Genomic DNA, 26,706 nt, shown 5'->3' with positions numbered 1-26,706 from the left:
GGATTCGATCCAAAATAAAACGAGCTCCTTACTCAAAAGGAAACTCGTTCATTCTTATAAATCATCTAAAGCATCTTTGACCTTGTCAAAGAACCCTTTTTTCTTTGGGTTGACCTTCAAATCACTTGCTTCCGCAAAGGCTTGAAGGGCTTCTTTTTGCTTGTCATTTAAACCAGTTGGGGTGACGACATTGACAGATACATATTGATCCCCCATAGCACCACCACGTAAGCTTGGAGCCCCTTTTCCACGGAGGCGGAATTTCTTACCGGTTTGGGTTCCTTCAGGAATGACCAAATCGACATCTCCGTGAACAGTTGGTACATGGACCGTATCTCCAAGAGCTGCTTGGACAAAGTTCAAGTCTAACTTGTAGTAGATGGTTGAGCCATCTCGTTCAAAGCGATCGCTCGGCTCAACATTGACAACGACATACAAGTCACCATAAGGTCCACCGTTAAAGCCAGCTTCTCCTTGACCAGCTAAGCGGATTTGTTGACCCGTTTCAACTCCTGCAGGAATCTTGACGTTCACGCTATGAGCTTGTTTTTCATGACCTGTTCCACGACAAGTCGTACATGGATCTTTGATTTCTTGACCACGACCATGACAGACGTCACAGGTCACTTGACGGCGCATCATCCCAAGAGGGGTTTGCGTATCCACATTGATGACTCCAGAACCATGACAGCGTCCACAGGTCACCGGACTAGTCCCTGGCTTAGCCCCAGAACCATGACAGGTATGACAGCTAGCTTCCCGATGGTACTTGACTTCTTTTTCCGCACCAAAAATCGCTTCTTCAAACTTGAGATTGACGCGGTATTGGAGGTCATCCCCTTGACGAGGTGCATTTGGATTACGACTTGCACCACCACCAAAGAAGCTAGAGAAGATGTCTTCAAAGCCACCAAAACCAGCACCATCAAAGCCACCAAAACCACCTGCTCCGCCACCGAAGCCACCATTGGCACCCGCAGCACCATATTGGTCATAAGCAGCCCGTTTTTGCTCGTCACTCAAAGTCTCATAAGCTTCTTGAACTTCCTTGTACTTTTCCTCAGCACCAGGCTCCTTGTTGATATCTGGGTGATATTTTTTAGATAATTTCCGATAGGCTTTCTTGATCTCATCTTGAGATGCATTCTTTGAAACGCCCAAACGGTCATAAAATTCAGTATTGTTCATACAAGATACTAAGAGCGAACAGAAAGCGACTGAAATTTAGGAAACCGACAAGAAATCCTGATTTCTTAGGCGGTTTATCTAATTTCCAAGCTTTCCGCTCGAGTTCAATTCCCCGAACGCTCTTTGTTCCTTTCTATTGATGTTGTGAATCAAACCACGATTTAGATCGGGTTCAGTTCCTTTCTTTTATATTGAATTAGAAACTTTGGAACCCGTGTTCAGTTACGAACACTCTTTGTTCCTTTCTATAATTTTCATGTAAATCTTTAGAGGCTGTTTTCTATACTTCGCTTCACTTGATCAAACTCTTGGTCCGATAGAGTAAATATCAAATTCTCTTCTGAGTAGTCGTTTCGTTCTTTAAAATAGTTGTCCGTATTCTCTGCCAACCCTAAGCTTAGAATTACTTTTCTTGCAAACTCTTGATGGGCAAAACCGATAGCCGTAATGTTTTGTTTATCTTGCACAACCAGTTTGGGTTGGAAATTCTCACGTGGAAGAAATTCAAAATAATCAAAGAAGTTTTGCCAAATTCCACCTGTAAATTTCGTGTCCTTCAACAGACCTGCTTTCGCTAATAAAAGAGGCGCTGAAGAAATGGCTGCAATGAGGATATCTTGCTCACCAAGGTCCCTCAAGAACGAAATCAATTTCTCATCCTGTAGAGCAGGTCCAATGTTAACCATTCCGGGCAAAATCACACAAGAATACTCTTCTATACGGATTTGATCTAGTGTTTTCGTTGGTTGACAAGGCAAGCCATCCTCAGAGACCACTACCGAATGATCTGAAGCGGCATAATCAATCGTAACATCAAAAGACAGAGCTAAAGTACTCGTTAAAGCAGTTATCTCATAAAGAGAAAAATTAGGATAAATGATACAAAGCACTTTTTTCATACGCAACATCCTCTATTTTACCGAAAAACAGAGGCTGGGTTGCAACCTCTGGATTTCTTTTTATCATTACGACGTTCTAAAACAAAGTCGATTATACTTTGTTTTAGAACTAGTAAGGCTGAATTGAGTTTCGGATTAAAGGAATCCTAGAATCTCGGAACCTTTCTTTATTTCAAGAGGTTCCGCTAAAACAATCCACTGGATTGTTTTACTTTTCCGTAAACTCTCCGTCTACGACGTCATCGCCTGCGTTGCCTGTTGCTTGTGCGCCTTCTGCTCCTGCTTGAGCTTGTTGCGCTGCTGCAGCTTGTTCGTAGAGTTTCACAGCAAGTCCTTGAGCTTTTTCGTTCAAGGCTTCCAATTTTGCTTTCATTTCATCCAAGTTGTTGTCTTCTTGGGCTTTCTTAAGCTCATCAAGGGCAGCTTGGGCAGCATCACGTTCTGCATCGAAGCCTTTACCTTCAGTTTCTTTGATTGTCTTTTCAGTCGCAAAGATAGCTTGGTCTACTTCGTTACGAAGGTCAACTTCTTCTTTACGTTTCTTATCTGCTTCAGCGTTTGCTTCTGCATCTTTCATCATGCGGTCGATTTCTTCGTCTGTCAAACCTGAGTTTGATTGGATAACAATGGTTTGTTCTTTTTGAGTTCCAAGGTCTTTCGCTTTAACAGATACGATACCGTTCTTATCGATGTCAAAAGTAACTTCGATTTGTGGGATACCACGAGGTGCAGCTGGGATATCAGTCAATTGGAAGCGTCCAAGAGTCTTGTTATCTGCTGCCATTGGGCGTTCCCCTTGAAGAACGTGGATATCAACGGCTGGTTGGTTATCTGCTGCAGTTGAGAAGACTTGTGATTTAGAAGTTGGAATTGTAGTGTTGCGGTCGATGAGTTTTGTGAAGACTCCACCCATTGTTTCGATACCAAGTGACAATGGAGTTACGTCAAGAAGGACAACGTCTTTGACGTCACCAGTGATCACACCACCTTGGATCGCAGCACCCATAGCCACAACTTCGTCAGGGTTCACTGATTTGTTTGGTTCTTTACCAGTTTCAGCTTTAACAGCTTCTACAACGGCAGGAATACGAGTTGAACCACCGACAAGGATGACTTCGTCGATATCTGACAAGCTCAAACCTGCATCTGAAAGGGCTTGACGAACTGGAGTTTTTGTACGTTCTACAAGATCACGAGTCAAATCGTCGAATTTCGCACGAGTCAAAGTCATTTCCAAGTGAAGAGGTCCAGCAGCTCCTGCAGTGATGAACGGCAAGCTGATTTGAGTTGAAGTCACACCAGAAAGGTCTTTCTTCGCTTTTTCAGCTGCGTCTTTCAAACGTTGAAGCGCCATCTTGTCTGTTGACAAGTCGATACCATTTTCTTTCTTGAATTCTTCAACCATGTAGTCGATGATTTTTTGGTCAAAGTCGTCACCACCGAGTTTATTATCCCCTGCAGTTGCCAATACATCAAAGACACCATCACCCAATTCAAGGATAGATACGTCGAATGTACCACCACCAAGGTCGAATACCAAGATTTTTTCTTCTTTATCAGTCTTATCCAAACCATAAGCAAGGGCTGCTGCTGTTGGTTCGTTGACGATACGTTCTACTTCAAGACCAGCGATTTTACCAGCGTCTTTAGTTGCTTGACGTTGAGCATCGTTGAAGTAAGCTGGAACTGTGATAACAGCCTTCGTTACTTTTTCACCAAGGTAGTCTTCAGCGTAACCTTTCAAGTATTGAAGAATCATCGCTGAGATTTCTTGTGGTGTGTATTCTTTACCATTTGCAGAAACTTTTTCAGAAGTACCCATCTTAGATTTGATAGAAATCACTGTATCTGGGTTTGTTACTGCTTGACGTTTTGCAGCGTCACCAACGATGATTTCACCGTTTTTGAATGACACTACAGATGGAGTTGTGCGGTTACCTTCTGGGTTTGCGATGATTTTTGATTCAGTTCCTTCAAGAACTGCTACTGCTGAGTTTGTTGTACCTAAGTCAATACCGATAATTTTAGACATGTGTTTTTCTCCTTGTTGATTTTTTCTTCTTTTTTCTTTTTGATACTCTTCTTAAGTGGCGACGCCGTCAGAGCTTGACTTCGTCAATCTCTTTGACTAAACTTTGAGCCTAAGGTCTCAAAGTTTGCGAAGATAGCGCCACGGCGAAGAGTATCGCCTTTGGTTCGCTTCGCTTCTTACTATTGGTGAAGCTGAACCATTGTTTATCTTTCTTTCATAGTTTAGTGTCGTTTCGGACAAGGTTTTTAAGTTTTCTCGCCTAGTTGAACACTACTACCATGGCTGGGCGTAGGATGCGGTCATGGAGTTTGTAGCCTTTTTGGAAGACTTGTGCGATGGTGTCTGCTGGATGCTCGTCATCTGCAGGTAAGGTTTGGATGGCCATGTGGTAGTTATGGTCAAAGGCTCCATCTGCTGGAATTTCTTCAATCCCTTCTTCTTTTAAGGCATGTACCAAACTTTCTTGGACCATTTCCAAGCCCTTCTTCACATCATCTGTCAAGCCTTCAACGGCAAGGGCACGTTCGAGGTTGTCCAGTGATGGTAAGATCGCTTTTGCCAAATCTTGGCTACGGTATTTTTGTAATTGTTGACGTTCTTCATTGGCACGGCGCTGAATGTTTTGCATTTCTGCATGAGCACGAAGGTACTTGTTTTCAAATTCCTCGGCACGCGCTTGTGCTTCTTCTAACTCAGAAGGTTGGTTGCTTTCCTCTACAACTTCTTCAGTTGTTTGGGCAACTTCCTCTTCTTTCACGTCTTCTTTTTTGATATCTTCTGTCAAGGCATACACCCCTTTCATTTGATCTTAATTTACTTCATAATGGTTGCTGTTGAGGTAACGGTAGTAGTCCGTCAACTTCATAACCAGTACCCGTCCGATGACATTGACCAGGCTAATCACACGCCTGTAATCCATCTCTACGGGACCGATCACATGCATGAGGGCCATCCCACGATAAGGCACTAGGAACTTGTGACTAATCACCGTCACATTTTTCAAGGCCTTTTCTTGGGATTCTGCAACCAGGATCTGGGTCATTTGGTCTTCTGGCATTCCCCCTCGTAACTCCAAGGCTACGTGTTGGGGATTATCTAAGAACTGATAGGTCTGAAGATCGGCGTAGGTTAATGATGAAACCTTTCCTTCTACAAAGACCAGTTCTTGAAACAGTTGCGAGAAGACGTAATCAAAGAGATCCAGCACATTGTCTGTCGTCTTGAAATAGCGCTGTACAATCTGTGGAATCTCTGTCCGCAAACGGTAGTGGATATCCAAGACTGTATTTCCAATGAAGCGTTCTTGAACCAGCTGATGGAAGATTTCCAAATCACTGGTTAAGAAATTCTTTGGAATGGCAAACTGGACGGTGACGGGCTTTGATTCATCCAAGGTCAACACCGCTAAGGCATCGTGATTGGATAATGGAACAATCTCAAAACCAGTCAAGCGCTGACGTGTCGGTTCAACATCCTGAATGACTGCGGTGTAGCCCGTCATTTGGGCTAGTAACTTAGCTGTAGCATCCAAGATATCGTCTAACTTAAAGGCTTCGAAATCAAAGGCTTTCACCACCTGGTAGACATCTTGCTCATCAATCAACTCTAGATCAAGCGAGTTCTGAACAAAATATTGAAAACCAGCTCGACTAGGCATGCGGCCACTCGAAGTGTGGGCCTTTTCAAGTAAGCCTTGTTTTTCGAGGGCAGCCATGTCGTTTCGAATGGTCGCACTACTGGATTGAATGACATCTTGTAGCGCTTTTGAACCGACTGGTTCGTGGGTCTTGGTAAAGATATCGACAACAAGATTGAGAATCTCATTTTGACGTTCTGTAACCATGACCTCACCTCTCTTTCATTTTTTAGCACTCTAAACACTCAAGTGCTAAACTATGATTCTATTATACACCCATCCAAAAGAAAGTCAAGAGAAAAATCCAAAAAATTAGCACTCTTTTTTCAAGAGTGCTAAAAATCATTCTTAAGACCTAGAGAAGTGAATCTCCTCTTATTTGCCAGCTTTTTTCAATAGCTGAATATATTCTTCCAATACTAGCTGATGCTTGGCCATATACTGAGCATTTTCTACGCCAACATAACGGAAATGCCAATTCTCAAAATTCACACCCGTGATGTTGCTCTTCCCATCTGGGTAGCGAAGAACGAAACCATATTGCGGTGCGATGGCAGCCAGCTGCATGCCCAACTCATCACTTTGACCAGCTTCGACACTCATATCAATCGCAAGCCCTGTCTGGTGTTCACTCGCACCAGGGACCTGTACCTGGGTCTGCACCTGTTTTTCAGCTTCTTCGTGCGAAAGGCCGCTAGCCTCTAGTTGCGCAACACGTTCATTATAGAGCTCTGTTTGCTCGGCCACACTTCGATAGCCTGATATCAAGGTTTCTTCTGGGGCAATTTTGCGAGCTGCTTCTAAAAATTGACGAGTTGGCTCTACAATTCGACTATCCACTTTGATAGCCTCCACATCTGTCAATTGCGGGTTCAACTCTGGCTTCACATTGTCACGATTGACCAAGATCAACTGCCAGTCTTTTGTCGAAACGGCTGGTAAATCTGATTTTTCTTCCTTTTTCTTAGAAGAAGAGGGAGTCGTTACAGCTGTTTTTTTGGCCTTCCAAAACTGAAGCCCTGAAAACAAGCTCGGCTTCGCTAAGTAAGCACCAATTCCTGATCCAAGGACCACAAGAAGAAAGAAACTCAATAGGTAAGGCCACCATTTCTTACGCTTTTTTCTTGCGCGTCTATACTTATTCGTCATGGCCACCCTCTAGAAGTTTTGCTCCAACCTTACGATAGGACATATCCCCAATCTTTTCAATATGAAAGGCACCATCTTCATAGGCCAAAACCGTCACGCTTCCGTTGTCCAAGACTAATTCTTCGACAGCCTTAGGATCGATGAGATAAATCAAGGTCGTAATGGTCATGCCGTGGCTAACCACAATCGCATTGCCACCACCAGCTGCTTCTAGCTCTTTTGCAACTGCCTCAAATCCTTCTAGGATCCGACTACTCAAGGCTCCCCAGGATTCAGCCCAACCAGTGGTATCCACTTCGACGATCCCTTCTGCTAACTCCATTAGGCTCAACTGATGGAAATCATCGACCTTAAAGACACGGGGTAAAACCCCCATGAAGAGATCGCCATCATAAGCACCGTCAAAACTACCAAAACACCACTCGCGGATCCGTTTGTCATAACGATAAGGGATTTTCCCTGTCAGACCGAGTTCTTGAAGAATAATTCCCATGGTTTGAATGGTGCGTCCAGAATCACTCGAAACAGCCTCTTCAAAAGAAAGCCCAGCTTCCTTGAGACCAAGTCCTAATTCTAGAATTCCACGCTCTCCTGCTTCTGTCAGCGGAGTATCTGACCAGCCCTGTGCCCGCCCAATTGTATTAAACATGGTTTTTCCATGACGAGCAATATATAATCTGGTTTTTGTCATTGTATTACCTCCGTATGTATCTCTTTCATTATATCATTTTTTGCAAAAAGAAAGTAGGAAAGCTCTTACAAGTTTTGAGAAAAAGAAAAGGCCATGACCAAAGGGTCAGCCTTTCAGGACGGATTATGATTCTTGCAAGCTTTCACCGACCTCACGGAAACTGCTATCTCCAACCCCCTTAACTGTCAATACTCCATCTTCATATTCTACAAGGGTAACACTACCGTTTGAAAGAGGCAGATTGAGATTTGGTTTTCCTTCGATCAAGCAGACCAAGGTCTGAATGGTCCAACTATGGCTGACCACCAAGGCATTGCCTCCACCATTTTCTTCTACTTCTTTGGCAATAGCTTTAAAACCTTCTAGGATTCGGCTTTTCAAAACTTCCCATGGTTCAGCCCAATTTGCTGTATCCACTTGGCAAATCCCATTGGCCAAGTCTTCCAAGGTCAAGGTCTTATAGTCTTCTACATCTAGCACGCGCGGCACGACACCGTGAAAGAGCTCCCCACCGTATGCCCCATCAAAACTACCAAAACACCACTCGCGGATCCGTTTGTCAAAGCGGTAAGGAATCTGGTCTTTCAAGCCCAATTCATCGAGAATGATCCCCATGGTCTGAATGGCACGGCCTGAATCACTGGAATAAGCTCGAGTAAACTCCAAACCAGACTCACGCAAGCCGATTCCCAGAGCCTGAATCCCTCGTTCTCCTTCTGCTGTCAAGGGTGTATCGGACCAACCTTGAGCACGGCCAATGGTATTAAACATGGTTCTCCCATGACGAATCACAAATAATCTTGTTTTAGCCATCTTGTCTCCTTTTGCAAGAAAAAAGTCTGGAGTTTTATCATCACAGACTTTTCTATTTTCTACTATTATACTAGATTTCTCTTAGTTTTTAAAGCTATGAACCGGAGCTGGAATTTGGCCACCACGGGCAATGAAATCAGCTGACGAAGCCTTGTTGACCTTCATTACCGGAGCAGACCCAAGAAGTCCTCCAAGCTCTAACATATCGCCTTCCTTACCATAAGGAATGATCCGAACCGCTGTTGTCTTTTGGTTAATGACCCCGATAGCTGCTTCATCGGCAATCATGGCCGCAATGGTCGTATCTGGAGTATCAGCTGGGATGGCAATCATATCCAGACCGACGGAACAGATAGCTGTCATGGCTTCCAATTTTTCCAGATTGATATGGCCTGATTGGACCGCCGCAATCATCCCTTCATCTTCTGAGACCGGAATGAAAGCACCTGACAACCCACCGACTTGGTTACAAGCCATGATCCCGCCTTTTTTCACTTGGTCATTGAGCAAAGCTAGGGCTGCTGTTGTCCCGTGGGTTCCTACTACTTCAAGCCCCATGGCTTCAAGGACACGGGCAACCGAATCCCCAACAGCTGGTGTTGGTGCGAGAGACAAGTCGACAATTCCAAACTCAACACCGAGACGTTCACTAGCCATTTGACCTACCAATTGGCCGACACGGGTAATCTTGAAAGCTGTCTTCTTGACTGTTTCCGCCAATACATCAAAGCTAGCTCCTGGAACTTTTTCGATGGCCCGTTGGACGACACCAGGTCCTGAAACCCCAACGTTGATGACAACATCCGCTTCACCGACACCGTGGAAGGCACCCGCCATAAAAGGATTATCTTCTACTGCATTGGCAAAAACTACGAGCTTACCAGGCCCCATTGGATCTGCTTGGGATGCTTCTTTAATGATACGGCCCATATCTCGGACAGCTGTCATATTGATCCCCGTCTTGGTCGATCCAATATTGACTGAAGAGCAGACAAAATCCGTCTCTGCAAGGGCGCGAGGAATGGAATTAATGAGGATTTCATCCCCTTTTTGGTAGCCTTTTTGAACAAGGGCTGAGAAGCCACCGATAAAGTTGACCCCAACTTCTTTGGCCGCACGATCTAGTGCCTTGGCAAAGGGTACATAATCTGTCGCATCTGTTGCGGCTCCGATAATAGAAATCGGAGTGACTGAAACCCGTTTATTCACAATGGGAATACCAAGTTCTGCCGCAATCTCATCCCCAACAGCCACCAAATCTTTGGCCTTTGTCACAATCTTATTGTAGACTTTTTCTGCCGCTTTTTCGATATCCGGATCAATACAATCGAGAAGCGAAATCCCCATGGTGATAGTCCGAACATCGAAGTTCTGCTCCTCAATCATGGCAATGGTTTCTGTTACCTGTTTAATGTCCATAAATTCTCAACCCCTATCTTACAAATTGTGCATGGCATCAAAAATCGCTGCGCTTTGGATATTGATTTTTACATGAAGAGACTGACCGAATTCTTCCAACTCTGAACGGAGCTGTGTGAAATCTTTTTTCTCATCTGACGATACAACCGCCATCATGGTAAAGTATTCATCCAATACGGTTTGAGAGATATCATCGATATTGAGTCCTAATTCTGCCACTTTCGTTGCAACACCCGCTACGATTCCTTTTTGGTCTTTTCCAACGACTGTAATAATTGCTTTCATGTCACTGCTCCATTCTATCTATTTGCTTCCATTGTAGCACAATCCCCTTAAAATCGCCCTTCTCAACTGGGAACGTTCGGATATATTAAACGTGTATAAAAAAATAAAGAGGCTGGGACAAAAGTCCTAGCCTCTTAATTGTTTTTGGATTGTCGAGCAAGACGCAGTGGTTGAGTGGGCTCTACTACGCTGATTTCATCAGTTTTTACAGCCCTACTCAACTGTGCGGAGGTGAGACGACGGAATCGAATTCTAACGAATTACCGATTTCTGTCCCACTCTCTCTATTTTGACGATTCAGTTTCATCTTTTAAGAGCTCTTTCTTCACGCGCACCGTGCTCTCATATTCAGCTCCAGCTAGACGGTCAAAGGGAAAGCGACGATTGAGCAAGACGATAGCAAGAGTGAGAATCAGGTACAATAAAAGCATAAAGAAGAGCAATAAAATCATAGACAGGGTTAAAAGGGAATTGTCCGTCAAATCGCTATTCAAGAGCGAAATCAAATAGAACAACCCTTGAGGAATCAGATAGAAATAACCTACTACTAGAATCCCCCGCCAGATGGTGCGAAGCCATTTTTGCTTGTCAAAATGCAAGCGGAATTTCAACAAAGCCATTCCCAAGGTTCTGCCCCGCCACAAGGGAATCAAGGCAAAATAAACAGCCAAAACCGCTACATAAGGAATCGTCTCTAAACGCTCGATTACCGCGTAAAGTAAGGATAGCATCACAAAGTCGATCAAGAAGGCAAGACCCATCCGAAAACCAGACACTCTGGTTCCTACTCGGAAAGAATGCTCGTCAATTTCGTCTCGTGTCGGCAATAACCAAACCAGGAACCAACCAAGCAGATAACCCACTCCACCACCAGTGGTATTTTGAATAATATCATCGACATCTGCTAGGCGGTAAGGGCCCGGATACATAAAATAGAGACCTGATAACTGGGTCAGCTCCAAAAAGAGACTAAAGAGGGCTGTCAGGAGAATCGTTTTCTTAAAACCACACTTGAAATAATAGCGTAGATACATCCCAAAAGGAATCAACATCAGAATATTAAAGGCAGGCACATAAAAAGTTGGATGCTTAAGGGCTTGAATCCAAGTACCAGTCTGCGCTAAATCAAAGGGGTTCTCCTTGAAAAAATCCACTACAAAGGCAAAGGGATGGAGATTGACCATTTCCGAGTAGCTAGTATGAATCTTACTTGGATCCGGCAGAGGCAAGATCACCAGCAGATAGACCGTCATCAAGTAAAGTATAAAAGAATAGAAAATCAGCACCCGCAATTTATTGACCGAACCATATTTTCGATAATTCAAAATCATGTAGGGCAAGGTCAACAAAAATGCCAGAAAAGGAAAGAGCTGAACAGCTGTTTTGATTGTAGAGATATACCCCATTGTGTCTCCTTTTTACCGTTATAAAATCACCCTTTGCACAATGACAAAAGGTGATTTCTTCATTGATATAGAATATTATACGGCGCGGTAGAGGAAGAGTCAAGGAAGTACGATGAAAACCATACTGAGGAGCCGTCTTAATAGTTAGCTCCTTCCCTTCAAGCCTTTACTTCCGATAAAGACCAACAGATAACTCACAATCCCTGAAAGATGCAATAGTGTTGAGATCCATCCGGTGATTGCTGGTAAGAGCATGAGGCCAGATAGGAAAATTAAGAATAGATAAAGCCATTTTACGGTGCGCGAAAATTCTTTCCACACGTTTGGCAGGAGCATAACCCCTCCGGTCACAAAGGCATAGCCGACGGCAGAGATCCCTGTTGCCTGAATGTCCTGCCCGTGTGTTAAGAAGTGAAAAACGATGGAAGAGAGGACTGTCGCCGTCACAAAAACGATTAAGACTTGTATGGAGCCTCTTTTTCTTTCTAGCAGTCCACCGAAGGGAAGGATCATGAGTCCGTTTAAAATCAAATGGACCCATAAAAACCAGGCAGGGGCTCCTTTACTACCATGCATCAAGGTCCCACTGACATACTGCCAACCATACACCGGCTTCGAATGAAAAGCTAATAAGTCATACATAGCATCCCCATAAAAGGAAGTCAATAGACCGAGCAACAAACAGATTAGAGCTAAAGTGCTGATAATAGGGTAGGTTGTGAGGATTCTTTTCATATTTATCTTCTCTTTTTCAAAAAACAGCGTTACGATGTTTCCATTCACGATTATTATACCATTTATTTCATTGGAGACAGAAAAAGTTTTTTGCTTCTTTCGTTTCAAATCTTTGCTGGAAAAACGAAATATCGTGACTTATTAGTCGGTCATTATTCGTGACCGGAAAGCGATCCTGTTTTTTAGCCGTAGCAAAAATTTGACTTTCTATTTTAAAAAGAATATACTCATTCTAATCTGAGACAAATATTTTTTATTTTTTTAAATCAACAGTATTGCATTCAGAGAAATAAACGACTAACTTCATGGAGGTGACGCTATGTCATTAGAAGAAAAATTGAACCAAGTAAAAGGCTCTGTTAAAGAAGGCCTTGGTAAATTAACCGGCGATACAAAAACAGAAGCTGAAGGCACTGCTGAAAAAGTTGCTTCAAAAGCAAAAGAAGTTGCTGAAGATGCAAAAGAAGCTGTCGAAGGAGCTATCAAGGGCGTTAAAAATATCTTTCATAAAGACGACAAATAGTCTTTAACATCCTAGACCCACTCTATTTTCTACAGTCATGTTTGACTGTGGAAGATAGGGTGGGTTTTTATTTTCCATTTATCTTAGGTATAGAAAAAACACCCCGAAGGGTGCTCTTTGTAAGTATAGTAATTCCTTCGAATTAACATTTTGCGTGCAGTGGTTGCTATCCATTCAAATATCGCTTCGCTTGTTTTCTTGGGGCAACTGTGCATAGCATATCTCTACGCGACTAAAGTCGCTAGAGCTATCCTAATTACGCACCGCCAGTTCTCATAGATAAAAACACCTTGCAAGATGTAAAATGTTTTCGCTTGTATTCTGTATTCCAGTAACGAATTAACGTTTAGAGGCAATTGACTTCGTCGAATTGCAGCCGTATTTGTAAGTGGCTAAAGCCACAACAACTACATCAACTGCCACAATTTAGTATGAAAACATACAAAGAACACCTCGAAAGGTGTTCTTTGTAAATATTGTAATTCTTTCGAATTAACGTTTACTAAATTGTGAAGCTTTACGAGCTTTCTTAAGACCTGGTTTGGAAAGTATGAGTTTCAGTTGGACTAAAAACAGCGTAATATCAAGTCTTTTCAGAACTAAAACTACTTATTCATTTCATAAAATTTGAATCAATATTTTTTAAATAGGGGAATAGTTTAGTTCTGTAAGTATTGATATAACACACCTACAAAGCTTATTATATCAGATTTTTCTCAGTTTTAGAAAAATAGGTAGAGAAAAAAACAACATCTGGATTCTCCAAAAAATCTTGATCAAACAATCTTTACAACGAGTTGACGTATTTATAAATAAAAGGAATCGCTATCAAAAATTAGTTCATTTTCAATTTGGAATTTACACAAATTTTCGGACAATTGGAGCAAGTAGTATTACTATAAAGTATTATAAATAGTGATAGGAGTTACACCTTCTTCTTTTCTTCTTCAAGAGATTCCATGCTTTTATTATAAAGTTTATTTTCTTCCTGATACGTTTGGCTTAATCTAGTTTCAAACCTAGAAATTCTCTTTTCAAAATTATCTCTATTTTCTTCTAATTGCTGCAATTCATGTATTGGAAGTTCTTGATTATGTTTATGACAATAGGAGATGATAAAGTCAGTTATATCTTCATATAGTCTTTTTGCATCTCGCTTCATATCTTGATAATCTAATTCATAATCTGCTACTTTTCTTCTGAAAGCTTGATGATCACTCTCGACTTTATTAATTTTATCATTAATATTCATGTATTCTCCTAAAGTATTGGGCTGGACAGATCAGGTTCAGGTACTTCAGTTAAAGTTTTATTAATTGCATCAGCAGCACCCCCAGTTAATCCTCCTTCTAGAGAAGCAGGTACTTGAGAAGTGGCAAAATTCTGCATTTTAAACGCCTGATTAGCCAGCCAAGTTTGTAAAATAGCCCCTTCAGCCATTAGGACACCTTTTGTTGCTGAAACTAGAGCCTGGATTGCCAATCGTTCTTGAACTTTCATGTATTCAGTTTTTATGCGCTCTGCTTCTAATCGATCTTCAGTATTCGGTTCAATCATTCATTAACTCCTTTTAATTGCTAAAAATCTTGGCACCTATTTGATCACTTTCAATAATTCTATCAGCAACTTTATTCAGATTATCTGAAATTTGAGACATTCTATTCCTATAATCGCTTGCTGAAGTGATAGTTTTTGTCTCTTTCCCACTGTTCCATGCAGTATCCAAACTTAGTTCAGATAATAGAACCTCTACTTCACTAGATGATAAGTGACGAGCAATACTATATGCTTCAGATTTGAGGGATGAAATTTTTTGAGAAACCTTTTCCTTTTCAGATTCAATTTTTGATTTAATTTCTTCTTCGTAAACCTCAGCTTGAAGTTTCGTGGTTTCCGCACTTACTCGGACCAATTCTTCTCTTAAACTAATTTTTTTACTACCAGAACTAGACTTCAAAGAGGCCTTTATCTCTTTTATTTGTTTGATATTTAAAGTGATTAAATCTTGTTTAGTTGGTTCAGGAGCAAAAGGACCGTAATTATTTAAATACCCGTTAATATAAAACTCCGGCCTATCAAAAATATCTTCTAACCCATAATTAACAATTCCTAAATTTGGTTTAAAATTCTTTGCTTTATATTCCGCTATCTTTCGGACCTGCTTTTCAGTCATGCCAGAGGCGAAAAGGTTTTTTTTATAATAATAATCGATATCTAAAGCATTTCCCTTTAATACAGGTGTTCGTGGTGAATGTCCATCTTCGTCTCCAATAACTTCAAACATCATTGTTTTTCCATAGGGAACTGCACCACCATTACCATCAAGTTTAACAACGTCCCTTCTACTATCTCTATAGATCGTAGCGTTCTTATTAAGATAGGCTACCTGTTCCTTTGAAATACCACCTGTATCTACAGCTTTTTTAGCTGCGAAATCCATGAAATTTGTAACTTTAATAGTCCGATTCTCTTTAAGGCCATACTTTGAAGCTGTATAAGCTACGCCAGGTCCTGCTTGACTATGCCCAGACATATTAGAAATTATACCATTATGAGATTTTATTTTCTCTTCAGTAATTTGATAAAACATATCAATATCATCTGCTTGGGGAGTTAGCATTCCTGGAAATATACCAAACGCCCCACTAGCAAAGAATGCTCTTTCAGACGAATCAACAATATCTCTATTCTTTTTAAAAAAATAAGGTTGATTCCCCAATTCTTTAGAATTTTCAAAGGGTATTTGAGTTCCAGCAACAACTATCGTTGTTTCTTGATAATTTGGATTATTACCTTTTGGATCATCAACAGGGACAAAGGCAATTGCTTGGGTAGTAGCATCCATGCTGTTAACGATTTGGAAATATCTGTCTTCACCATTTATTTTATAATTTAGTACTTTTCCTGGCTTTTCCCTAACATTATTTTTAAGACCAAACTGTAATCTCTGTACTTCTTCATTAGATAAAGCCATATTATATATCTCCTTTTCTTAAGTCATCATTATAAACAATCTCAGCATATGGACTTCCTTTTTCATCTTTTACTACCCCTTTTAATTGACCATTATCAACCAATAATTTAATATTACCATCCGTAGAGGATTCTCTAATTAGTTTTGCTTCATCAGGCAGGTGCTGTGCTTTAGAAACATCGATATTATTTCCATTGGAGTCCTTTAAATCTATAGCTTCATTCCCGCCTCCATCAAAATTGAGAAGAACATGAGAAACGATACCAAAACTGCTTGGATTATAGTTATTAATTGGAGTTCCTAGAGTAGCCTTATTTCCATACTTATCATAAATAGTTGGACGGACATACGCATTTGAGAATGTTGACCCTTCCTCTGTAACGTATATTGGGGAAAATTCAATCTTCTCAATACCTCTATAGTGTTCTTTGATGTAGGTTCCTATTTGCTCTTCTAGCAAACGAAAGCCATGCTGATAGAGTTTGGCTGTTTTGGGGCCAAGATTTGGTTTAGTCAGCTTATTATACATATATGTTCCTCCAAATATAAGAATGATTACAATAGCAATTATTTTAGTAACCTTATTTCTCATTAGTCGCCTCCGATCTAATTGATTATCCACCATTTTTTCATGCAACCATATTACTTATTATAACATAATTGCAAATTTGTAACATTAAGCCAAACAGAAAAGCATCCCGTATGTTGAATACGAAATGCTTTCAATATCTGTAAATAAGTTTTAACGTTTACTAAATTGTGATGCTTTACGAGCTTTTTTCAAGCCTGGTTTGGAAAGTATGAATTTCAGTTGGACTAAAAACAGCGTAATATCAAGACTTTTCTCCGCTTTTATAAAAGCGTTTTTCCAATCAAATTCAACTAATTTTATCTAAATGGTGTGGATTTTACCCCCAAAATTACAGAGAATGGAGCTGATAAACACTAAACGTTCACACCATTAGTTAAATGATTTTTTTCATCATTTTTCTTAGATGATAGAACTTCTAATTTATTTCTTATTCAAGCAAAAACAACCTGCTATAAGTAAGAAAGAGGAAGATACAAGAAAAACACGGCGTAAAAACCGATTCAGTTCATTGTCCTCAATCCTTGTCTGCTTCATTTTCTTTTACGAGATCGTTTTGTGAATCTTTTTCAGAGAGTTTTTGATCAATATACTTGTCAATGTTTTCATAAAATTCCTTGGTCGCTTCACTATCTAATGTTGGCGAGTTCTGAACTTGATTCACTTTCAATTGAACAGATTGAATACCGTAAGAGGCTTGTTTTTGGTGGAGTGTTTCTAATTCTTCTTCTGAAATCGGATCTCCAACAACCGTCAAGACCAATTCATTGTTACTTGACTTGTAGACTTGATTAATAACCGTATAATTGGCGAACTCTTTTCCTACAAACTGTTTGATCCCTTCTTTGCGCGCTTGTTCTATTGTCAGAGTAACTGCCGAATAGCTAGCTGGAAGAATCAACAATACAATCAAAGAAATCAAGCCAATTCTCATTTTAATGCTCAGCTCTTTAAATGAAGTTAAAGGAGATTTTCTCATCAAAATTCTTGTTCCAACAATGTTGGCTAGCATGATAAAGACACAGTTGATCAAGAAAAGATAGAGAGCCCCCAATAAAAATCGTACATTCCCATTAGCTAAACCATAGCCAGCAGTACAGATAGGCGGCATCAAAGCTGTAGCAATGGCTACTCCTGGCACGATATTGTTTGCTTCTTTTTTCCTTGAACCGATCACACCAGCAATCCCACCAGCAATAGCAATGAGAACATCCCAAATGGTTGGAGAGGTTCGTGCGATCAACTCGCTACTTGCATAAGACAAGGGAGAAATCCAGAAATACAGAGTCGAGACAAGCAAACTGACCAACACTTGAGTCAATAAAACCTCTAGAGATTGCTTGATTAAACGCGTATCAAAAATAGCTAAACCGAATCCCAGTCCAACAATCGGTGTCATGAGAGGTGAAATTAACATGGCTCCAATAATAACAGCTGTTGAATTCATATTTAGACCGATAGAGGCAATAAAAATTGCACACATCAAAATCGCTGTATCTCTCAATCGAACATGAAGGTCATCGTATAATTTCTCACGGTATTCCCGTGTTGAATAATTGGCAGTCATTTGTCCTCTCCTCTTTCCTTATTTAAATCGGTATAATAATTAATAATAACAGCTGATAAACAGCCAAAAAATATGAGCCCATAAATCGTCAAGAAGACACTGGTAATCCTTCCAATCAAGGTCACAGCTAGGAGATCCCCGTAGCCGACAGTCGTCGAAGTCACAAAAGCATACCAAAGACCGTCTCCGTAATTTGTGATAGCAGGTTCAACTAGGAAAAGCACGCCTCCTGACCCAAAAACAAAGGTCACAAAACTCAGAGCAAACCGAGTAAAACCCGTAACCTGTATAATATGCCATAACATTTTTAAACGTCTCATTTGTTCTCCTTATTCATACTAGCTCCTGACCGAGCCGTTTTTTCCAATAATCAAAGTGAAGATAGGACATGATCTCCATCAGAGAAAGATAGACAAACTGATAGATCTGATTTAAGCTGATTATCAACTGATATTGTTTGAAAAATGACTGGAAGAAAGACCAGATATGACTGTCTTGAATCAGTCCCTTCTTAACATCAGACAGGATATTAGCTAAAGCTCCCAAGGACTGAAACGGTAAATCCTTGACATTTATATAGATCCGGTCCACCACATCATTCAGACTGGTATCTTGGATGGCATGAAATTCTCCAAAGAGAACTCCTGCCGCTCCAAGAGTAGAAACAAATTCCACCAAATAATTTCTGAGGAAATTTTCTCAACCTTTTCCCATAATGTGTTTAGTGCCATCCATAACGATCCCAACCAGAAAAAAGAAAGAAAATAAGCAAAGAAATTTTGCCGTAAATCCCAAAAAGCTTGAAGACTTGGTGTCGTTGGTTTTTCTAATTCTAAGATTAGGATAGTCATTATAATTGCTAGAACCGCATCTGTCAATGCAATTAATCTATCTTTCTTCATCAGATTACATCGCCTTTCATTTTGTAGCATTCTATCTCATCGTATAATATTTATTAATCTTAAATATTGGATAGTCACTTCATATTTTGAGTACAAACAAGATACACTAAAAAGCATGTATCTGTCATATTCTATTTAACTTTAGAAATATTCATCCATCTAAAAAATAAATATATCATATTTCACAATAAATGACTACTATCAAAGATACATTTTCTTTCAGATTTCTCCCTTTTCAACTTGGCTAACTTGACCTGCATTACCTAGGTCGCTTTGCTTTAAATTATACTTTTTTCTTAAACATTTGCTACGAGTAGTCTTTCTTGTGAGTAATTTTCATCAAAAAATTTCATAGATAAGTCCTATATATAATCATGATAAAGTAGTAAAAATAGTTGTTATCCTAGTTGATTAAAAAAGTCTTTGATTTCCTCATCTTTTATAAAATAATATATAATTTTCCCCTCTCTTCTAGTATCCAAGATGTTTTGATTGGCTAGTTTACGAAGATGGTGGGAGGCAGATGCCATACTGAGATTTAGTAAACAGGCTATATCACAGACACAGAGTTCTTCAACAGCAAGGAGATAAAAGATGATATTTATCTGTTTATTATCGGTAAATTTTGATAAAATGCGAAGTGATTTTTGGACTTTTTCCTTTTCAAGGTAGTTCGTTGCGGTTGTAACATTTTGTTGATTTATAACATCCACTTGACAGATACTATCTTTTTTCATAATTTTTTCTCCTAGCCTAACACAGCCCATAGCATGTCAAAGCTGTTGTTTTCAATCAGGATATACATCCCCAATCCTAAATAGACAACGGCAATAAACCATCTACTATATTTTTCCAAAGTTTCTCCAACAGAAGGGACTTGTGCTAATTTTTGGGCAGAAAAAACCAAGAGATAAATCATGACTAGAAAAGTAAGTAAAGTCACTATCAAATTCGCTAAATTTAAGGTGGTAAAATATGGGACAAAGACACCAATATTGTCAGCGCCACAACTTGCAAAAGTAATCATAGCGACTAGAAAAATCAGGTTTTTATTGTCTTTTCGCAAACCATCTTTTGCAATAGCTTCTCCATCAGAATCTCCTAAAAGCAAAACTTTGAGGCCTAGGAAAATTGGAATCAAACCGAGTAAACCTAAAATCTCTTTACTAGGAATATAATTTAAGACAAATGCAAAAAGCAAACTTAGGAATATTAGACTAACAGAGCCTAGAAATTGTCCTAAATAGATGTTAATGATGTCCTTTCTGCTTTTTCTTTTGGCAAAAAATAACATTAGGATAATAAGTAAGTCTACGGCTGTCCCAGAATACAGGATTATTGAAGTAACAATATTTTGAATCATAAAACACCTCATTCAAATATATTTTTGAATGTATTCTAACATTAACCTTTGTAGATGTCAACTTAAAATCCACCAATTAATAATTGCATGTCAATATTTGTATTGTGAAACTAGTTTCAGAAATATATAGTCTTAAAGTATGTCCACTGCCAATGGTTTTTTCAATATTTAAAAGGAGAGAACCAATTTGGTCCTCTCCAGGGTATAATTTTCCACCAACCCACTACAGTTGACAAAGAGCCGTTATTCTCAAATGAGACAACTCCTTTTAGTTTTTATAACCTCAGCTTCTCGGTCTCTTACCTACTTTTAATAGAAAGACTACGAAGGACGATTCTTAAAGTAGTCAGATTGTGCAATATCGAAAGATTAGATGGGCTTAACCAATTTAACAACCCAAATCCAATTAAACTTCCATTTATTACAACTGTTTCTTGAATATTTCTTTGAATTAATTTCTGCAACGATTCAGATAAAGAATTCAATTCCTCGAAGAAATCTAAACGATTATCTAATAATAAAATATCACTCATCTGCTTAGAAATATCAGCACTTTCATTCATCACAACCCCAATATCTGCAAGCGTCAAGGCAGCAGAGTCGTTTAACCCGTCTCCAACCATCAAAATAGTTCGGCCAGCTTTCTGTAATTCCTGAACCAACTGAAACTTACCATCTGGTTTTAAATCAGTATAAACGTTGTCAAATGGCAGATCTTTAACCAACTCTTCTGTTCTAGCCAACGTATCACCAGTTGCCAGAATCAGTTTTTTCCCTTGGCGCTTTAGCTTTTTCAATGCAACTTTCGCCTCGCTTCTCAAGGGAGTGTGGATACAAAACATCCCAATTAATTCTTTCTTATAAGCCAAAAACAATAAATTGTAATGAGTCTTATATTGCTCAATCAAGGCCAGCTGCTCAGAACTAATTCTTACCTGTTCGTCTTGCATTAGTACATAATTTCCAATGACAACCGATTGACCATCAATTTGCGATTTAATCCCTTTGCTTGCAACATACTGAAGCTTGCCATGCATTTCTTCGTGTTCAATGCCTTCAATTTCAGCTTGTTTAACAATTGCATTGGCAATAGGATGATAGATATGTTCCTCCAAACATGCACTTATTCTTAAAATATCTTTCTCAGTATAATCTCCGAAAGGAAGAACCTTTTCAACCAAAGGATAACTCGTCGTGATGGTACCCGTTTTATCAAACAAGAAAGTATCCACTTCCAGATATTTTTCTAATACATCACCATCTTTAATAACCATTTCTCGATTTAGACCTTCCTTTATGGCCGTAAGGTAGGCTACAGGTGTGGATATTTTTAGAGCACATGAAAAATCCACCAATAAAAAGGAAATGGCTTTTGAAAACGAACCTGTTAACAGATAAGTCAAACCAGCACCTAAGAAGTTATATTTTACAACCTTGTCTGCCATCCTAATAAAATGACGTTGTTTTGTCTTCTTACTCTCTTCAGATTTTTTCATCAGATTGATGAGTTGCAAAATACGACTGTTTATCTGATTATCAGTCACACGAATTCTTAACTCTCCTGTTTCCAAAACAGTATTCGCACATACAGAATCTCCCTCTTTCTTTTCAACAGGGAAGCTCTCTCCAGTCAAGGAACTCTCATTGACCATGCCTAATCCTGAAACCACTTGGCCGTCAAACAAGATTTCATTACCTTGGGAGACAACTAATACATCACCTACTTGAACATCAGAACTCTTGATGCTGATGACCATGTCTCCCCGCACTAAGAAAACATCACTTTCTTTAGCAAGAAGGCTTTGTTCCAAATCTGTTGCTGTTTTTTTTAAAGACCACTGATCCAGATGATTACCCAAATCAAGCATAAACATGATGTTGCTAGCTGTCTTGGATTGGTTCATAAACAAGGACAACAAAATGGCCGAACAGTCCAAGACCTCCATGGTTAGTTCCTTGCGCGCTAAAGTTTGATAGGCTTCTTTGACATAACCCAAAGCCTGATAACAAGTCCAAATATAACGAATAGGGTAGGGTACAAAACTTCGAAACAGCAAACGCTTAATCGCTGCACCCGATACAATTGAATAAGCACTCTCTTCTCTACGAATGGGAAGAGTCATCAAGTCCGAAACTTTCCCCTTGTCAATTTTTTTTAAAAAGGCCTCTGCATTTTCTAATACAGAGAAGCCTTCTTTCATACGTAGAGTAAAGTGCTGCTGATCCATATAAAACTGAATAGAGTCGATCCCTTTTTCATCTTTAGCCAAGGAACGAAGATAATCTTGAATATCCAAGGTCAGTGAAAACGAGGACGATAATCGGATATGTTGATATCCTCTGTGTAGCACTTTAAAAGACATATTATTCACCTGTCAGGCTATCTAATTGTTCTTCTTTCTTTTCCTGTTCGTATAAATATTTAGCGTCTTGTAAAACATCATCACCGTGTTGTTTTACAACAGAAACAGATGCATCCAGTCCATCTTTCAATTTGTAAGCTTTAGCCAAGGCCTTAGAATAGCCTTTCTTAGCTTCTTTACTTGCTAAGACTTTCAAGCCAAGCGTCCCAAATGCTACCCCTCCTAAGAAGAGAGATGATTTTTTCGCAACTTTTGCGACGTTTAATACTTCTTTTAACATGTTTATTTCCTCCTTGTAACTATTGTAGCGAAAAATGACAGCAAAAGCAATTGCTGATATCTGATATATAGATAAAATTCTCTATACTGATATTTAATTATATTATGATGAAAACAATATACTTTATTTTTTGATACTGTAAATAATTATGTGTAAACACTTAAGTAGAGTTACGGAGTGTTAATTAAATAAGCTTTCAAGTGTATCAGAACATTGACCAAACCCTTTATGGATTCGTTGACTTTGCTTGAAATTATAATCTTCAAACAACGTAACTAAGTAACGTTCCAGAGCCTCCTCATTAGGAAAAAGAACCTTCTTTTTCGTTTGATGTTTGATTTCTTTGTTAAGAGACTCAATGAGGTTTGTCGAATACATGCTGTGCCAAATCTGGTAGGGAAACTGATAAAAAGTTAAAAGATTATCCGTCTTCTCCAGACTTTCCATGACTTTCCTATACTTTGGTTTCCATTCGGCGAGAAAGTCCTCTAAAGCTTGTCCTGCCATTTCTAAATTTTCAGCACGATAAATCATTATAAATTGCCCCAGAATAACCGCTCTATCTGCTCGTTTCACTTTACTAGCTAGATTTCGACTAATATGAATTAAGCAACATTGTTGTTTAGCTAATGGGTGAGCCTGACTGATAATCTGCTCAAGCCCCTTAAAGCCATCTGTAACTACAAGAGAAATCTGTTGGATTCCTTGGTTTTGAAGCTTGTCTAACAGGGTGGACCAAGAAGCATTGTTTTCTTGAGGCAACTGTGCATAGCATATCTCTATGCGACTAAAGTCGCTAGAGCTATCCTAATTGCGCACCGCCAGTTCTCATAGAAAAAAACACCTTGCAAGATGCAAAGTGTTTTCGTTTGTATTCTGCTGTCCAGTAACGAATTAACGTTTACTAAATTGTGATGCTTTACGGGCCTTTTTCAAGCCTGTTTTCTAGTATTTTTATATCTATTGGCAGATTATCCGACTTATCCCCATCAACATCTGACTCTAACTCAACCTCTGAAGAAATCCTAATATTGCGTACTTTGATATATTCGATATTATTGTTACCTACTAGATCCCCTTTTTAATAAATCTGGGATAGCCGATAATTTAGAAATGATGGATGAATCCTTTAAAATCAAGATATTTCCATATTCATCTGTATTTTCATCAAATAGTTTTTTGTCTGCATAGTAATTGGATAGAAGAACTAAGACCTGAGTAGCTTCACCTTCATAATTGCCATTTTTGCTTTCAAAAGGTAATAATTGCTTGTTCATAGCTTGGCGAATCAGTTGCACCAGCCAAATTAATTGTCTTGACCGACGAATAAAGCGACTTCTTTCAAGGATTCGACCATAAGGAAACAGTTGGCAGATTCTATAAAAGTGTCGATGTGATTCGGCACGCTCATCAGACTCGCTACACAGAGCTGGTACATAATATCTGCTATAATTTTCTGGAAGATTTGGTCAAGCGGTCTTTTAGCCGTGTGACAGGCATACAGGAAAAACACTATTTATTTACTTTTTGCACGGGAGGCTTTAAGATGTTGCTGGACGCCTTTCTTGATAATCACTCAGAGTCGCCAGAGTGTCTGGGCTGGGATATGGCAAAGATATACCGCTGCCTGAAACTGTTCTTTGACGCTGATAAACGCGACATATCAATTAAAATGTCGCACTAAAATGATTGAAAAGTGATTGAAACTGTATTATAATGAACGTATATATTTAGAAAAGAGGTACTAACTATGGAAAACCTAGTAGTTTCAGTCTTTAACACTGAAAGCGAAGCTTATCAGTCCTTTGCGGATTTGAAGGCTTTCCGCCAAACTCAGACGACCAAGGTTGCTCAAATCGCCTTGGTCAAAAATGAAAACGGTCACATCGTTGAAAAAGAACGCTATGACTTTGAAGATTCAACGACGGATGCAACCCTAGAAGGTGGCTTGCTCGGTGCAGTTATCGGGCTTTTGGGTGGTCCTATCGGCGTCTTGTTTGGTTATGGTATTGGCAGCCTCTATGGTTTGGCTGCTGGTGATACCGTTGATACGGCAGAAGCTGGCTTGATTGACGTTGTGTCTCAAAAATTGATCGACGGCGAAACAGCCGTTGTCGCCTTGGTGCAAGAAAACAACGAAGCAGTCATCGATGCTTACTTCACCAAGTACGACACCCAAATCGTGCGTTGGGATGTAGCAACCGTCGTAGCCGAAATCGAAGCAGCTCTGCAAGTCCAAGAAGACCTCTACAACCAGGCACGTGCACAAATGAAGGCTGAACGTAAAGCCGAACGCAAGGCTAAACTTGAAGAATTCAAGGCAAATGTCAAAGCAAAATTTGACAAATTGAAAGCCTAACGTCTAAGCGTCTCATAAATTTAAATGTGACTGAGACGCCATTTAAAATTTATGTGCGTCGGATTCTCACAGTTAAATAATTGCGTTGACAAAGCCGTTACAGCCGTTCTTCCATTCTTTGAAAAGAATGTTTAATAGACAAGAAATCTGGACTAGTATTGGTCTGGATTTTTTTGTGAATATAGAGGTCATAGCTTTTTGACTATGCTTCGTTATAATTAGAAAAATTTTAAGTTTTATCAAGATGAAATCAGTCAGACGAAGACATCCCGAATTAGCACCAGCATCACCACACAAACTAAGACATACTGGTGCTACTCTTGCTAAACAAGCAGGTGTTTCTCTTGAAGCCTTCTCAGAAGCTCTTACTCATAGTGATAAAGAGATTACAAAAACTTACGTTAATATCAAAGATAAAGTCAATCAGACTGTAGGTGATATTGCTTTTCGTAGTTTAAAAAATTGATGGGGTGAATATGGGGTGAATTTTGGGGTGAACTTTGATTTTTTGAAACAAAAAAGACATCCAAGAAATAATTCTTGAATGTCTGTAAACGTTGATATAATCGTATTGATTAACGTTTTGAGAATTGTGATGCTTTACGAGCTTTCTTAAGACCTGGTTTCTTACGTTCAACTTTACGTGAGTCACGTGTAAGAAGTCCTGCGCGTTTCAATGAATCGCGGAAGTCTGGGTCTACTTGAAGAAGGGCACGAGCGATACCGTGACGGATAGCTCCTGCTTGACCTGCGTATCCACCACCTACAACGTTAACGAAAACGTCGTATGAACCTGCAGTTGAAGTAACTGCGAATGGTTGGTTGATTACAAGACGAAGGTCAGCGTGTGGGATGTACTCTTCAACATCTTTTTTGTTAACAGTGATTTTACCAGTTCCTGGAACAAGGCGAACGCGTGCAACAGCGTTTTTACGACGTCCAGTACCTGCATATTGTGCTTGTGACATACTTTATTGTTCCTTTCCTTAGATAAGTCCTGAAATATCAAGAACTTCTGGTTGTTGTGCAGCGTGAGTGTGCTCAGCTCCAACGAATACTTTCAATTTCATACCTTGAGCGCGGCCAAGAGTATTGTGTGGAAGCATACCTTTAACTGATTTCTCGATCAAACGTACTGCATTTTTAGAACGAAGTTCACCAGCAGAGATTGATTTCAATCCACCTGGGTGGTTTGAGTGAGTGTAGTAGATCTTATCAGTTGCTTTTTTACCAGTCAATTTAACTTTTTCAGCATTGATAACGATTACGAAGTCACCTGTATCAGTGTGAGGTGTGAATGTTGGTTTGTTTTTTCCGCGAAGCACGCTAGCAACAACTGCTGAAAGGCGTCCAAGAGGTACATCAGTTGCGTCAACAACGTACCATTTGCGTTCTACTTGGCCTGGTTTAGCCATGAATGTAGTTTTGTTCATGATTTCTCCTATATGAATGTCGTTTTTGTTTACAGGGCGGATGTTCCGGTCCGCGAGTTATTTGAAAGGTTCCGGGGCCTTACAAATGGGGTAAACAATA

Annotated in this window: 28 protein-coding genes and 4 pseudogenes; 3 read left to right on the top strand and 29 right to left on the bottom strand. The window is 39.7% G+C overall.

The window, feature by feature from the left end; translation table 11 throughout:
• Positions 1–54: 54 nt before the first annotated feature.
• From dnaJ to I2F76_RS05815, 12 genes are all read right to left on the bottom strand, one after another.
• Positions 55–1,188 (bottom strand): molecular chaperone DnaJ, encoded by a 1,134-nt coding sequence (dnaJ, locus tag I2F76_RS05870; RefSeq protein WP_003004734.1) that lies wholly within the window; start codon positions 1,186–1,188, stop codon positions 55–57.
• Between the two features lie 266 nt (positions 1,189–1,454).
• Positions 1,455–2,087, bottom strand: a complete 633-nt coding sequence (locus tag I2F76_RS05865) for a DJ-1/PfpI family protein (protein WP_061455650.1) — start codon at positions 2,085–2,087, stop codon at positions 1,455–1,457.
• A 208-nt stretch (positions 2,088–2,295) separates the two neighbouring features.
• Positions 2,296–4,119: a molecular chaperone DnaK gene (gene dnaK, locus I2F76_RS05860; protein WP_195487432.1), complete on the bottom strand. Its 1,824-nt coding sequence runs from the start codon at positions 4,117–4,119 to the stop codon at positions 2,296–2,298.
• A 259-nt stretch (positions 4,120–4,378) separates the two neighbouring features.
• Positions 4,379–4,903: a nucleotide exchange factor GrpE gene (gene grpE / locus I2F76_RS05855; RefSeq protein ID WP_320910008.1), complete on the bottom strand. Its 525-nt coding sequence runs from the start codon at positions 4,901–4,903 to the stop codon at positions 4,379–4,381.
• Between the two features lie 24 nt (positions 4,904–4,927).
• Positions 4,928–5,962, bottom strand: a complete 1,035-nt coding sequence (gene hrcA, locus I2F76_RS05850) for a heat-inducible transcriptional repressor HrcA (protein ID WP_003004578.1) — start codon at positions 5,960–5,962, stop codon at positions 4,928–4,930.
• A 168-nt stretch (positions 5,963–6,130) separates the two neighbouring features.
• Positions 6,131–6,904 carry a M15 family metallopeptidase gene (locus I2F76_RS05845; protein ID WP_195487431.1) on the bottom strand — a complete coding sequence of 258 codons (774 nt, stop codon included), beginning with the start codon at positions 6,902–6,904 and terminating at the stop codon, positions 6,131–6,133.
• The gene (locus I2F76_RS05840; protein WP_195487430.1) at positions 6,894–7,595 is read right to left on the bottom strand and encodes a histidine phosphatase family protein; all 702 of its coding nucleotides are present in this window, start codon (positions 7,593–7,595) and stop codon (positions 6,894–6,896) included. Before I2F76_RS05840 ends, I2F76_RS05845 begins: the two co-directional genes overlap by 11 nt.
• Positions 7,596–7,718: 123 nt before the next feature.
• Positions 7,719–8,408 (bottom strand): histidine phosphatase family protein, encoded by a 690-nt coding sequence (locus I2F76_RS05835; protein ID WP_195487429.1) that lies wholly within the window; start codon positions 8,406–8,408, stop codon positions 7,719–7,721.
• Positions 8,409–8,489: 81 nt separating this feature from the next.
• Positions 8,490–9,827, bottom strand: coding sequence for a PFL family protein (locus I2F76_RS05830; RefSeq protein WP_003013901.1), 1,338 nt, complete (start codon positions 9,825–9,827; stop codon positions 8,490–8,492).
• Between the two features lie 18 nt (positions 9,828–9,845).
• Positions 9,846–10,112 carry an ACT domain-containing protein gene (locus I2F76_RS05825; protein ID WP_003004214.1) on the bottom strand — a complete coding sequence of 89 codons (267 nt, stop codon included), beginning with the start codon at positions 10,110–10,112 and terminating at the stop codon, positions 9,846–9,848.
• A gap of 284 nt (positions 10,113–10,396) precedes the next feature.
• A complete protein-coding gene (locus tag I2F76_RS05820; RefSeq protein ID WP_195487428.1) occupies positions 10,397–11,518 on the bottom strand; it encodes a VanZ family protein in 1,122 nt (373 codons plus the stop codon).
• A 144-nt stretch (positions 11,519–11,662) separates the two neighbouring features.
• Entirely contained in the window at positions 11,663–12,253 is a 591-nt protein-coding gene (locus I2F76_RS05815; protein WP_101770813.1) for a rhomboid family intramembrane serine protease, read from the bottom strand.
• A 319-nt stretch (positions 12,254–12,572) separates the two neighbouring features.
• Between I2F76_RS05815 and I2F76_RS05810 the strand changes: the two genes are divergently transcribed.
• Positions 12,573–12,776 (top strand): CsbD family protein, encoded by a 204-nt coding sequence (locus I2F76_RS05810; protein WP_049489171.1) that lies wholly within the window; start codon positions 12,573–12,575, stop codon positions 12,774–12,776.
• A gap of 925 nt (positions 12,777–13,701) precedes the next feature.
• Here the strand turns inward: I2F76_RS05810 and I2F76_RS05805 are convergent.
• From I2F76_RS05805 to I2F76_RS05735, 15 genes and pseudogenes are all read right to left on the bottom strand, one after another.
• Positions 13,702–14,028, bottom strand: a complete 327-nt coding sequence (locus I2F76_RS05805) for a hypothetical protein (RefSeq protein ID WP_031576111.1) — start codon at positions 14,026–14,028, stop codon at positions 13,702–13,704.
• An 8-nt stretch (positions 14,029–14,036) separates the two neighbouring features.
• Positions 14,037–14,333 (bottom strand): hypothetical protein, encoded by a 297-nt coding sequence (locus I2F76_RS05800; RefSeq protein ID WP_070595605.1) that lies wholly within the window; start codon positions 14,331–14,333, stop codon positions 14,037–14,039.
• A 13-nt stretch (positions 14,334–14,346) separates the two neighbouring features.
• Complete coding sequence (locus I2F76_RS05795; RefSeq protein ID WP_070595607.1) at positions 14,347–15,750, bottom strand: hypothetical protein; 1,404 nt, start codon at positions 15,748–15,750, stop codon at positions 14,347–14,349.
• A gap of 1 nt (position 15,751) precedes the next feature.
• On the bottom strand, positions 15,752–16,342 hold the full coding sequence (locus I2F76_RS05790) for a hypothetical protein (protein WP_070595609.1): 591 nt from the start codon (positions 16,340–16,342) through the stop codon (positions 15,752–15,754).
• A 514-nt stretch (positions 16,343–16,856) separates the two neighbouring features.
• Positions 16,857–17,906 carry a DUF389 domain-containing protein gene (locus I2F76_RS05785; RefSeq protein ID WP_000126416.1) on the bottom strand — a complete coding sequence of 350 codons (1,050 nt, stop codon included), beginning with the start codon at positions 17,904–17,906 and terminating at the stop codon, positions 16,857–16,859.
• Complete coding sequence (locus I2F76_RS05780) at positions 17,903–18,226, bottom strand: potassium channel family protein (RefSeq protein WP_001253404.1); 324 nt, start codon at positions 18,224–18,226, stop codon at positions 17,903–17,905. The genes I2F76_RS05785 and I2F76_RS05780 overlap by 4 nt, the downstream gene beginning before the upstream one ends.
• Positions 18,227–18,239: 13 nt before the next feature.
• The gene (locus I2F76_RS05775) at positions 18,240–18,581 is read right to left on the bottom strand and encodes a hypothetical protein (protein WP_000397556.1); all 342 of its coding nucleotides are present in this window, start codon (positions 18,579–18,581) and stop codon (positions 18,240–18,242) included.
• Positions 18,563–18,808 (bottom strand): annotated as a pseudogene (locus I2F76_RS05770) (TMEM175 family protein); the annotation flags it as partial. The gene I2F76_RS05775 and the pseudogene I2F76_RS05770, both read right to left, overlap by 19 nt.
• Before the next feature lie 398 nt (positions 18,809–19,206).
• A complete protein-coding gene (cadX, locus tag I2F76_RS05765; protein ID WP_002889640.1) occupies positions 19,207–19,545 on the bottom strand; it encodes a Cd(II)/Zn(II)-sensing metalloregulatory transcriptional regulator CadX in 339 nt (112 codons plus the stop codon).
• Positions 19,546–19,556: 11 nt separating this feature from the next.
• On the bottom strand, positions 19,557–20,171 hold the full coding sequence (locus I2F76_RS05760) for a CadD family cadmium resistance transporter (protein WP_002911684.1): 615 nt from the start codon (positions 20,169–20,171) through the stop codon (positions 19,557–19,559).
• A gap of 299 nt (positions 20,172–20,470) precedes the next feature.
• Positions 20,471–22,534: a heavy metal translocating P-type ATPase gene (locus tag I2F76_RS05755; RefSeq protein WP_002893754.1), complete on the bottom strand. Its 2,064-nt coding sequence runs from the start codon at positions 22,532–22,534 to the stop codon at positions 20,471–20,473.
• Position 22,535: 1 nt separating this feature from the next.
• Complete coding sequence (locus I2F76_RS05750) at positions 22,536–22,814, bottom strand: DUF6110 family protein (protein WP_002893755.1); 279 nt, start codon at positions 22,812–22,814, stop codon at positions 22,536–22,538.
• A gap of 180 nt (positions 22,815–22,994) precedes the next feature.
• Positions 22,995–23,585, bottom strand: a pseudogene (locus I2F76_RS05745) (IS256 family transposase); the annotation flags it as partial.
• A 148-nt stretch (positions 23,586–23,733) separates the two neighbouring features.
• Positions 23,734–24,067, bottom strand: a pseudogene (locus I2F76_RS10560) (diacylglycerol kinase family lipid kinase); the annotation flags it as partial.
• Positions 24,068–24,070: 3 nt separating this feature from the next.
• Positions 24,071–24,214, bottom strand: a pseudogene (locus tag I2F76_RS05735) (IS982 family transposase); the annotation flags it as partial.
• A 350-nt stretch (positions 24,215–24,564) separates the two neighbouring features.
• On the opposite strand from I2F76_RS05735, the gene I2F76_RS05730 reads away from it, so the two are divergent.
• Together I2F76_RS05730 and I2F76_RS05725 are read left to right on the top strand one after the other, a co-directional pair.
• Positions 24,565–25,173 carry a DUF1269 domain-containing protein gene (locus I2F76_RS05730; protein ID WP_002893760.1) on the top strand — a complete coding sequence of 203 codons (609 nt, stop codon included), beginning with the start codon at positions 24,565–24,567 and terminating at the stop codon, positions 25,171–25,173.
• A 244-nt stretch (positions 25,174–25,417) separates the two neighbouring features.
• Positions 25,418–25,639, top strand: a complete 222-nt coding sequence (locus I2F76_RS05725) for a tyrosine-type recombinase/integrase (protein WP_002893762.1) — start codon at positions 25,418–25,420, stop codon at positions 25,637–25,639.
• Positions 25,640–25,748: 109 nt separating this feature from the next.
• On the opposite strand, the gene rpsI is transcribed toward I2F76_RS05725, so the two are convergent.
• Positions 25,749–26,141: a 30S ribosomal protein S9 gene (gene rpsI / locus I2F76_RS05720; RefSeq protein ID WP_002893764.1), complete on the bottom strand. Its 393-nt coding sequence runs from the start codon at positions 26,139–26,141 to the stop codon at positions 25,749–25,751.
• Between the two features lie 18 nt (positions 26,142–26,159).
• Positions 26,160–26,606, bottom strand: coding sequence for a 50S ribosomal protein L13 (gene rplM, locus I2F76_RS05715; protein WP_002876943.1), 447 nt, complete (start codon positions 26,604–26,606; stop codon positions 26,160–26,162).
• Between the last annotated feature and the right edge of the window lie 100 nt (positions 26,607–26,706).

The sequence above is a fragment of the Streptococcus parasanguinis genome, from assembly GCF_015557775.1.
GTDB lineage: Bacteria > Bacillota > Bacilli > Lactobacillales > Streptococcaceae > Streptococcus > Streptococcus parasanguinis_AA.
Note: the sequence above shows the minus strand (reverse complement) of the source record. Positions and strands in the feature narration are given on the sequence as shown.

Bases quoted from the DNA above. Each gene is read 5' to 3' on its own strand.
- I2F76_RS05830 (WP_003013901.1), bottom strand. From the start codon at position 9,827: ATGGACATTAAACAGGTAACAGAAACCATTGCCATGATTGAGGAGCAG.
- rplM (WP_002876943.1), bottom strand. From the start codon at position 26,606: ATGAACAAAACTACATTCATGGCTAAACCAGGCCAAGTAGAACGCAAA.
- I2F76_RS05785 (WP_000126416.1), bottom strand. From the start codon at position 17,906: ATGACTGCCAATTATTCAACACGGGAATACCGTGAGAAATTATACGAT.
- I2F76_RS05760 (WP_002911684.1), bottom strand. From the start codon at position 20,171: ATGATTCAAAATATTGTTACTTCAATAATCCTGTATTCTGGGACAGCC.
- hrcA (WP_003004578.1), bottom strand. From the start codon at position 5,962: ATGGTTACAGAACGTCAAAATGAGATTCTCAATCTTGTTGTCGATATC.
- I2F76_RS05800 (WP_070595605.1), bottom strand. From the start codon at position 14,333: ATGATTGAACCGAATACTGAAGATCGATTAGAAGCAGAGCGCATAAAA.
- I2F76_RS05865 (WP_061455650.1), bottom strand. From the start codon at position 2,087: ATGAAAAAAGTGCTTTGTATCATTTATCCTAATTTTTCTCTTTATGAG.
- I2F76_RS05755 (WP_002893754.1), bottom strand. From the start codon at position 22,534: ATGTCTTTTAAAGTGCTACACAGAGGATATCAACATATCCGATTATCG.
- I2F76_RS05790 (WP_070595609.1), bottom strand. From the start codon at position 16,342: ATGAGAAATAAGGTTACTAAAATAATTGCTATTGTAATCATTCTTATA.
- I2F76_RS05725 (WP_002893762.1), top strand. From the start codon at position 25,418: ATGAAATCAGTCAGACGAAGACATCCCGAATTAGCACCAGCATCACCA.
- I2F76_RS05805 (WP_031576111.1), bottom strand. From the start codon at position 14,028: ATGAATATTAATGATAAAATTAATAAAGTCGAGAGTGATCATCAAGCT.
- I2F76_RS05730 (WP_002893760.1), top strand. From the start codon at position 24,565: ATGGAAAACCTAGTAGTTTCAGTCTTTAACACTGAAAGCGAAGCTTAT.
- I2F76_RS05825 (WP_003004214.1), bottom strand. From the start codon at position 10,112: ATGAAAGCAATTATTACAGTCGTTGGAAAAGACCAAAAAGGAATCGTA.
- dnaJ (WP_003004734.1), bottom strand. From the start codon at position 1,188: ATGAACAATACTGAATTTTATGACCGTTTGGGCGTTTCAAAGAATGCA.
- cadX (WP_002889640.1), bottom strand. From the start codon at position 19,545: ATGAAAAAAGATAGTATCTGTCAAGTGGATGTTATAAATCAACAAAAT.
- I2F76_RS05810 (WP_049489171.1), top strand. From the start codon at position 12,573: ATGTCATTAGAAGAAAAATTGAACCAAGTAAAAGGCTCTGTTAAAGAA.
- I2F76_RS05840 (WP_195487430.1), bottom strand. From the start codon at position 7,595: ATGACAAAAACCAGATTATATATTGCTCGTCATGGAAAAACCATGTTT.
- I2F76_RS05795 (WP_070595607.1), bottom strand. From the start codon at position 15,750: ATGGCTTTATCTAATGAAGAAGTACAGAGATTACAGTTTGGTCTTAAA.
- dnaK (WP_195487432.1), bottom strand. From the start codon at position 4,119: ATGTCTAAAATTATCGGTATTGACTTAGGTACAACAAACTCAGCAGTA.
- I2F76_RS05815 (WP_101770813.1), bottom strand. From the start codon at position 12,253: ATGAAAAGAATCCTCACAACCTACCCTATTATCAGCACTTTAGCTCTA.
- I2F76_RS05835 (WP_195487429.1), bottom strand. From the start codon at position 8,408: ATGGCTAAAACAAGATTATTTGTGATTCGTCATGGGAGAACCATGTTT.
- I2F76_RS05845 (WP_195487431.1), bottom strand. From the start codon at position 6,904: ATGACGAATAAGTATAGACGCGCAAGAAAAAAGCGTAAGAAATGGTGG.
- rpsI (WP_002893764.1), bottom strand. From the start codon at position 26,141: ATGTCACAAGCACAATATGCAGGTACTGGACGTCGTAAAAACGCTGTT.
- I2F76_RS05820 (WP_195487428.1), bottom strand. From the start codon at position 11,518: ATGGGGTATATCTCTACAATCAAAACAGCTGTTCAGCTCTTTCCTTTT.
- I2F76_RS05780 (WP_001253404.1), bottom strand. From the start codon at position 18,226: ATGAGACGTTTAAAAATGTTATGGCATATTATACAGGTTACGGGTTTT.
- I2F76_RS05750 (WP_002893755.1), bottom strand. From the start codon at position 22,814: ATGTTAAAAGAAGTATTAAACGTCGCAAAAGTTGCGAAAAAATCATCT.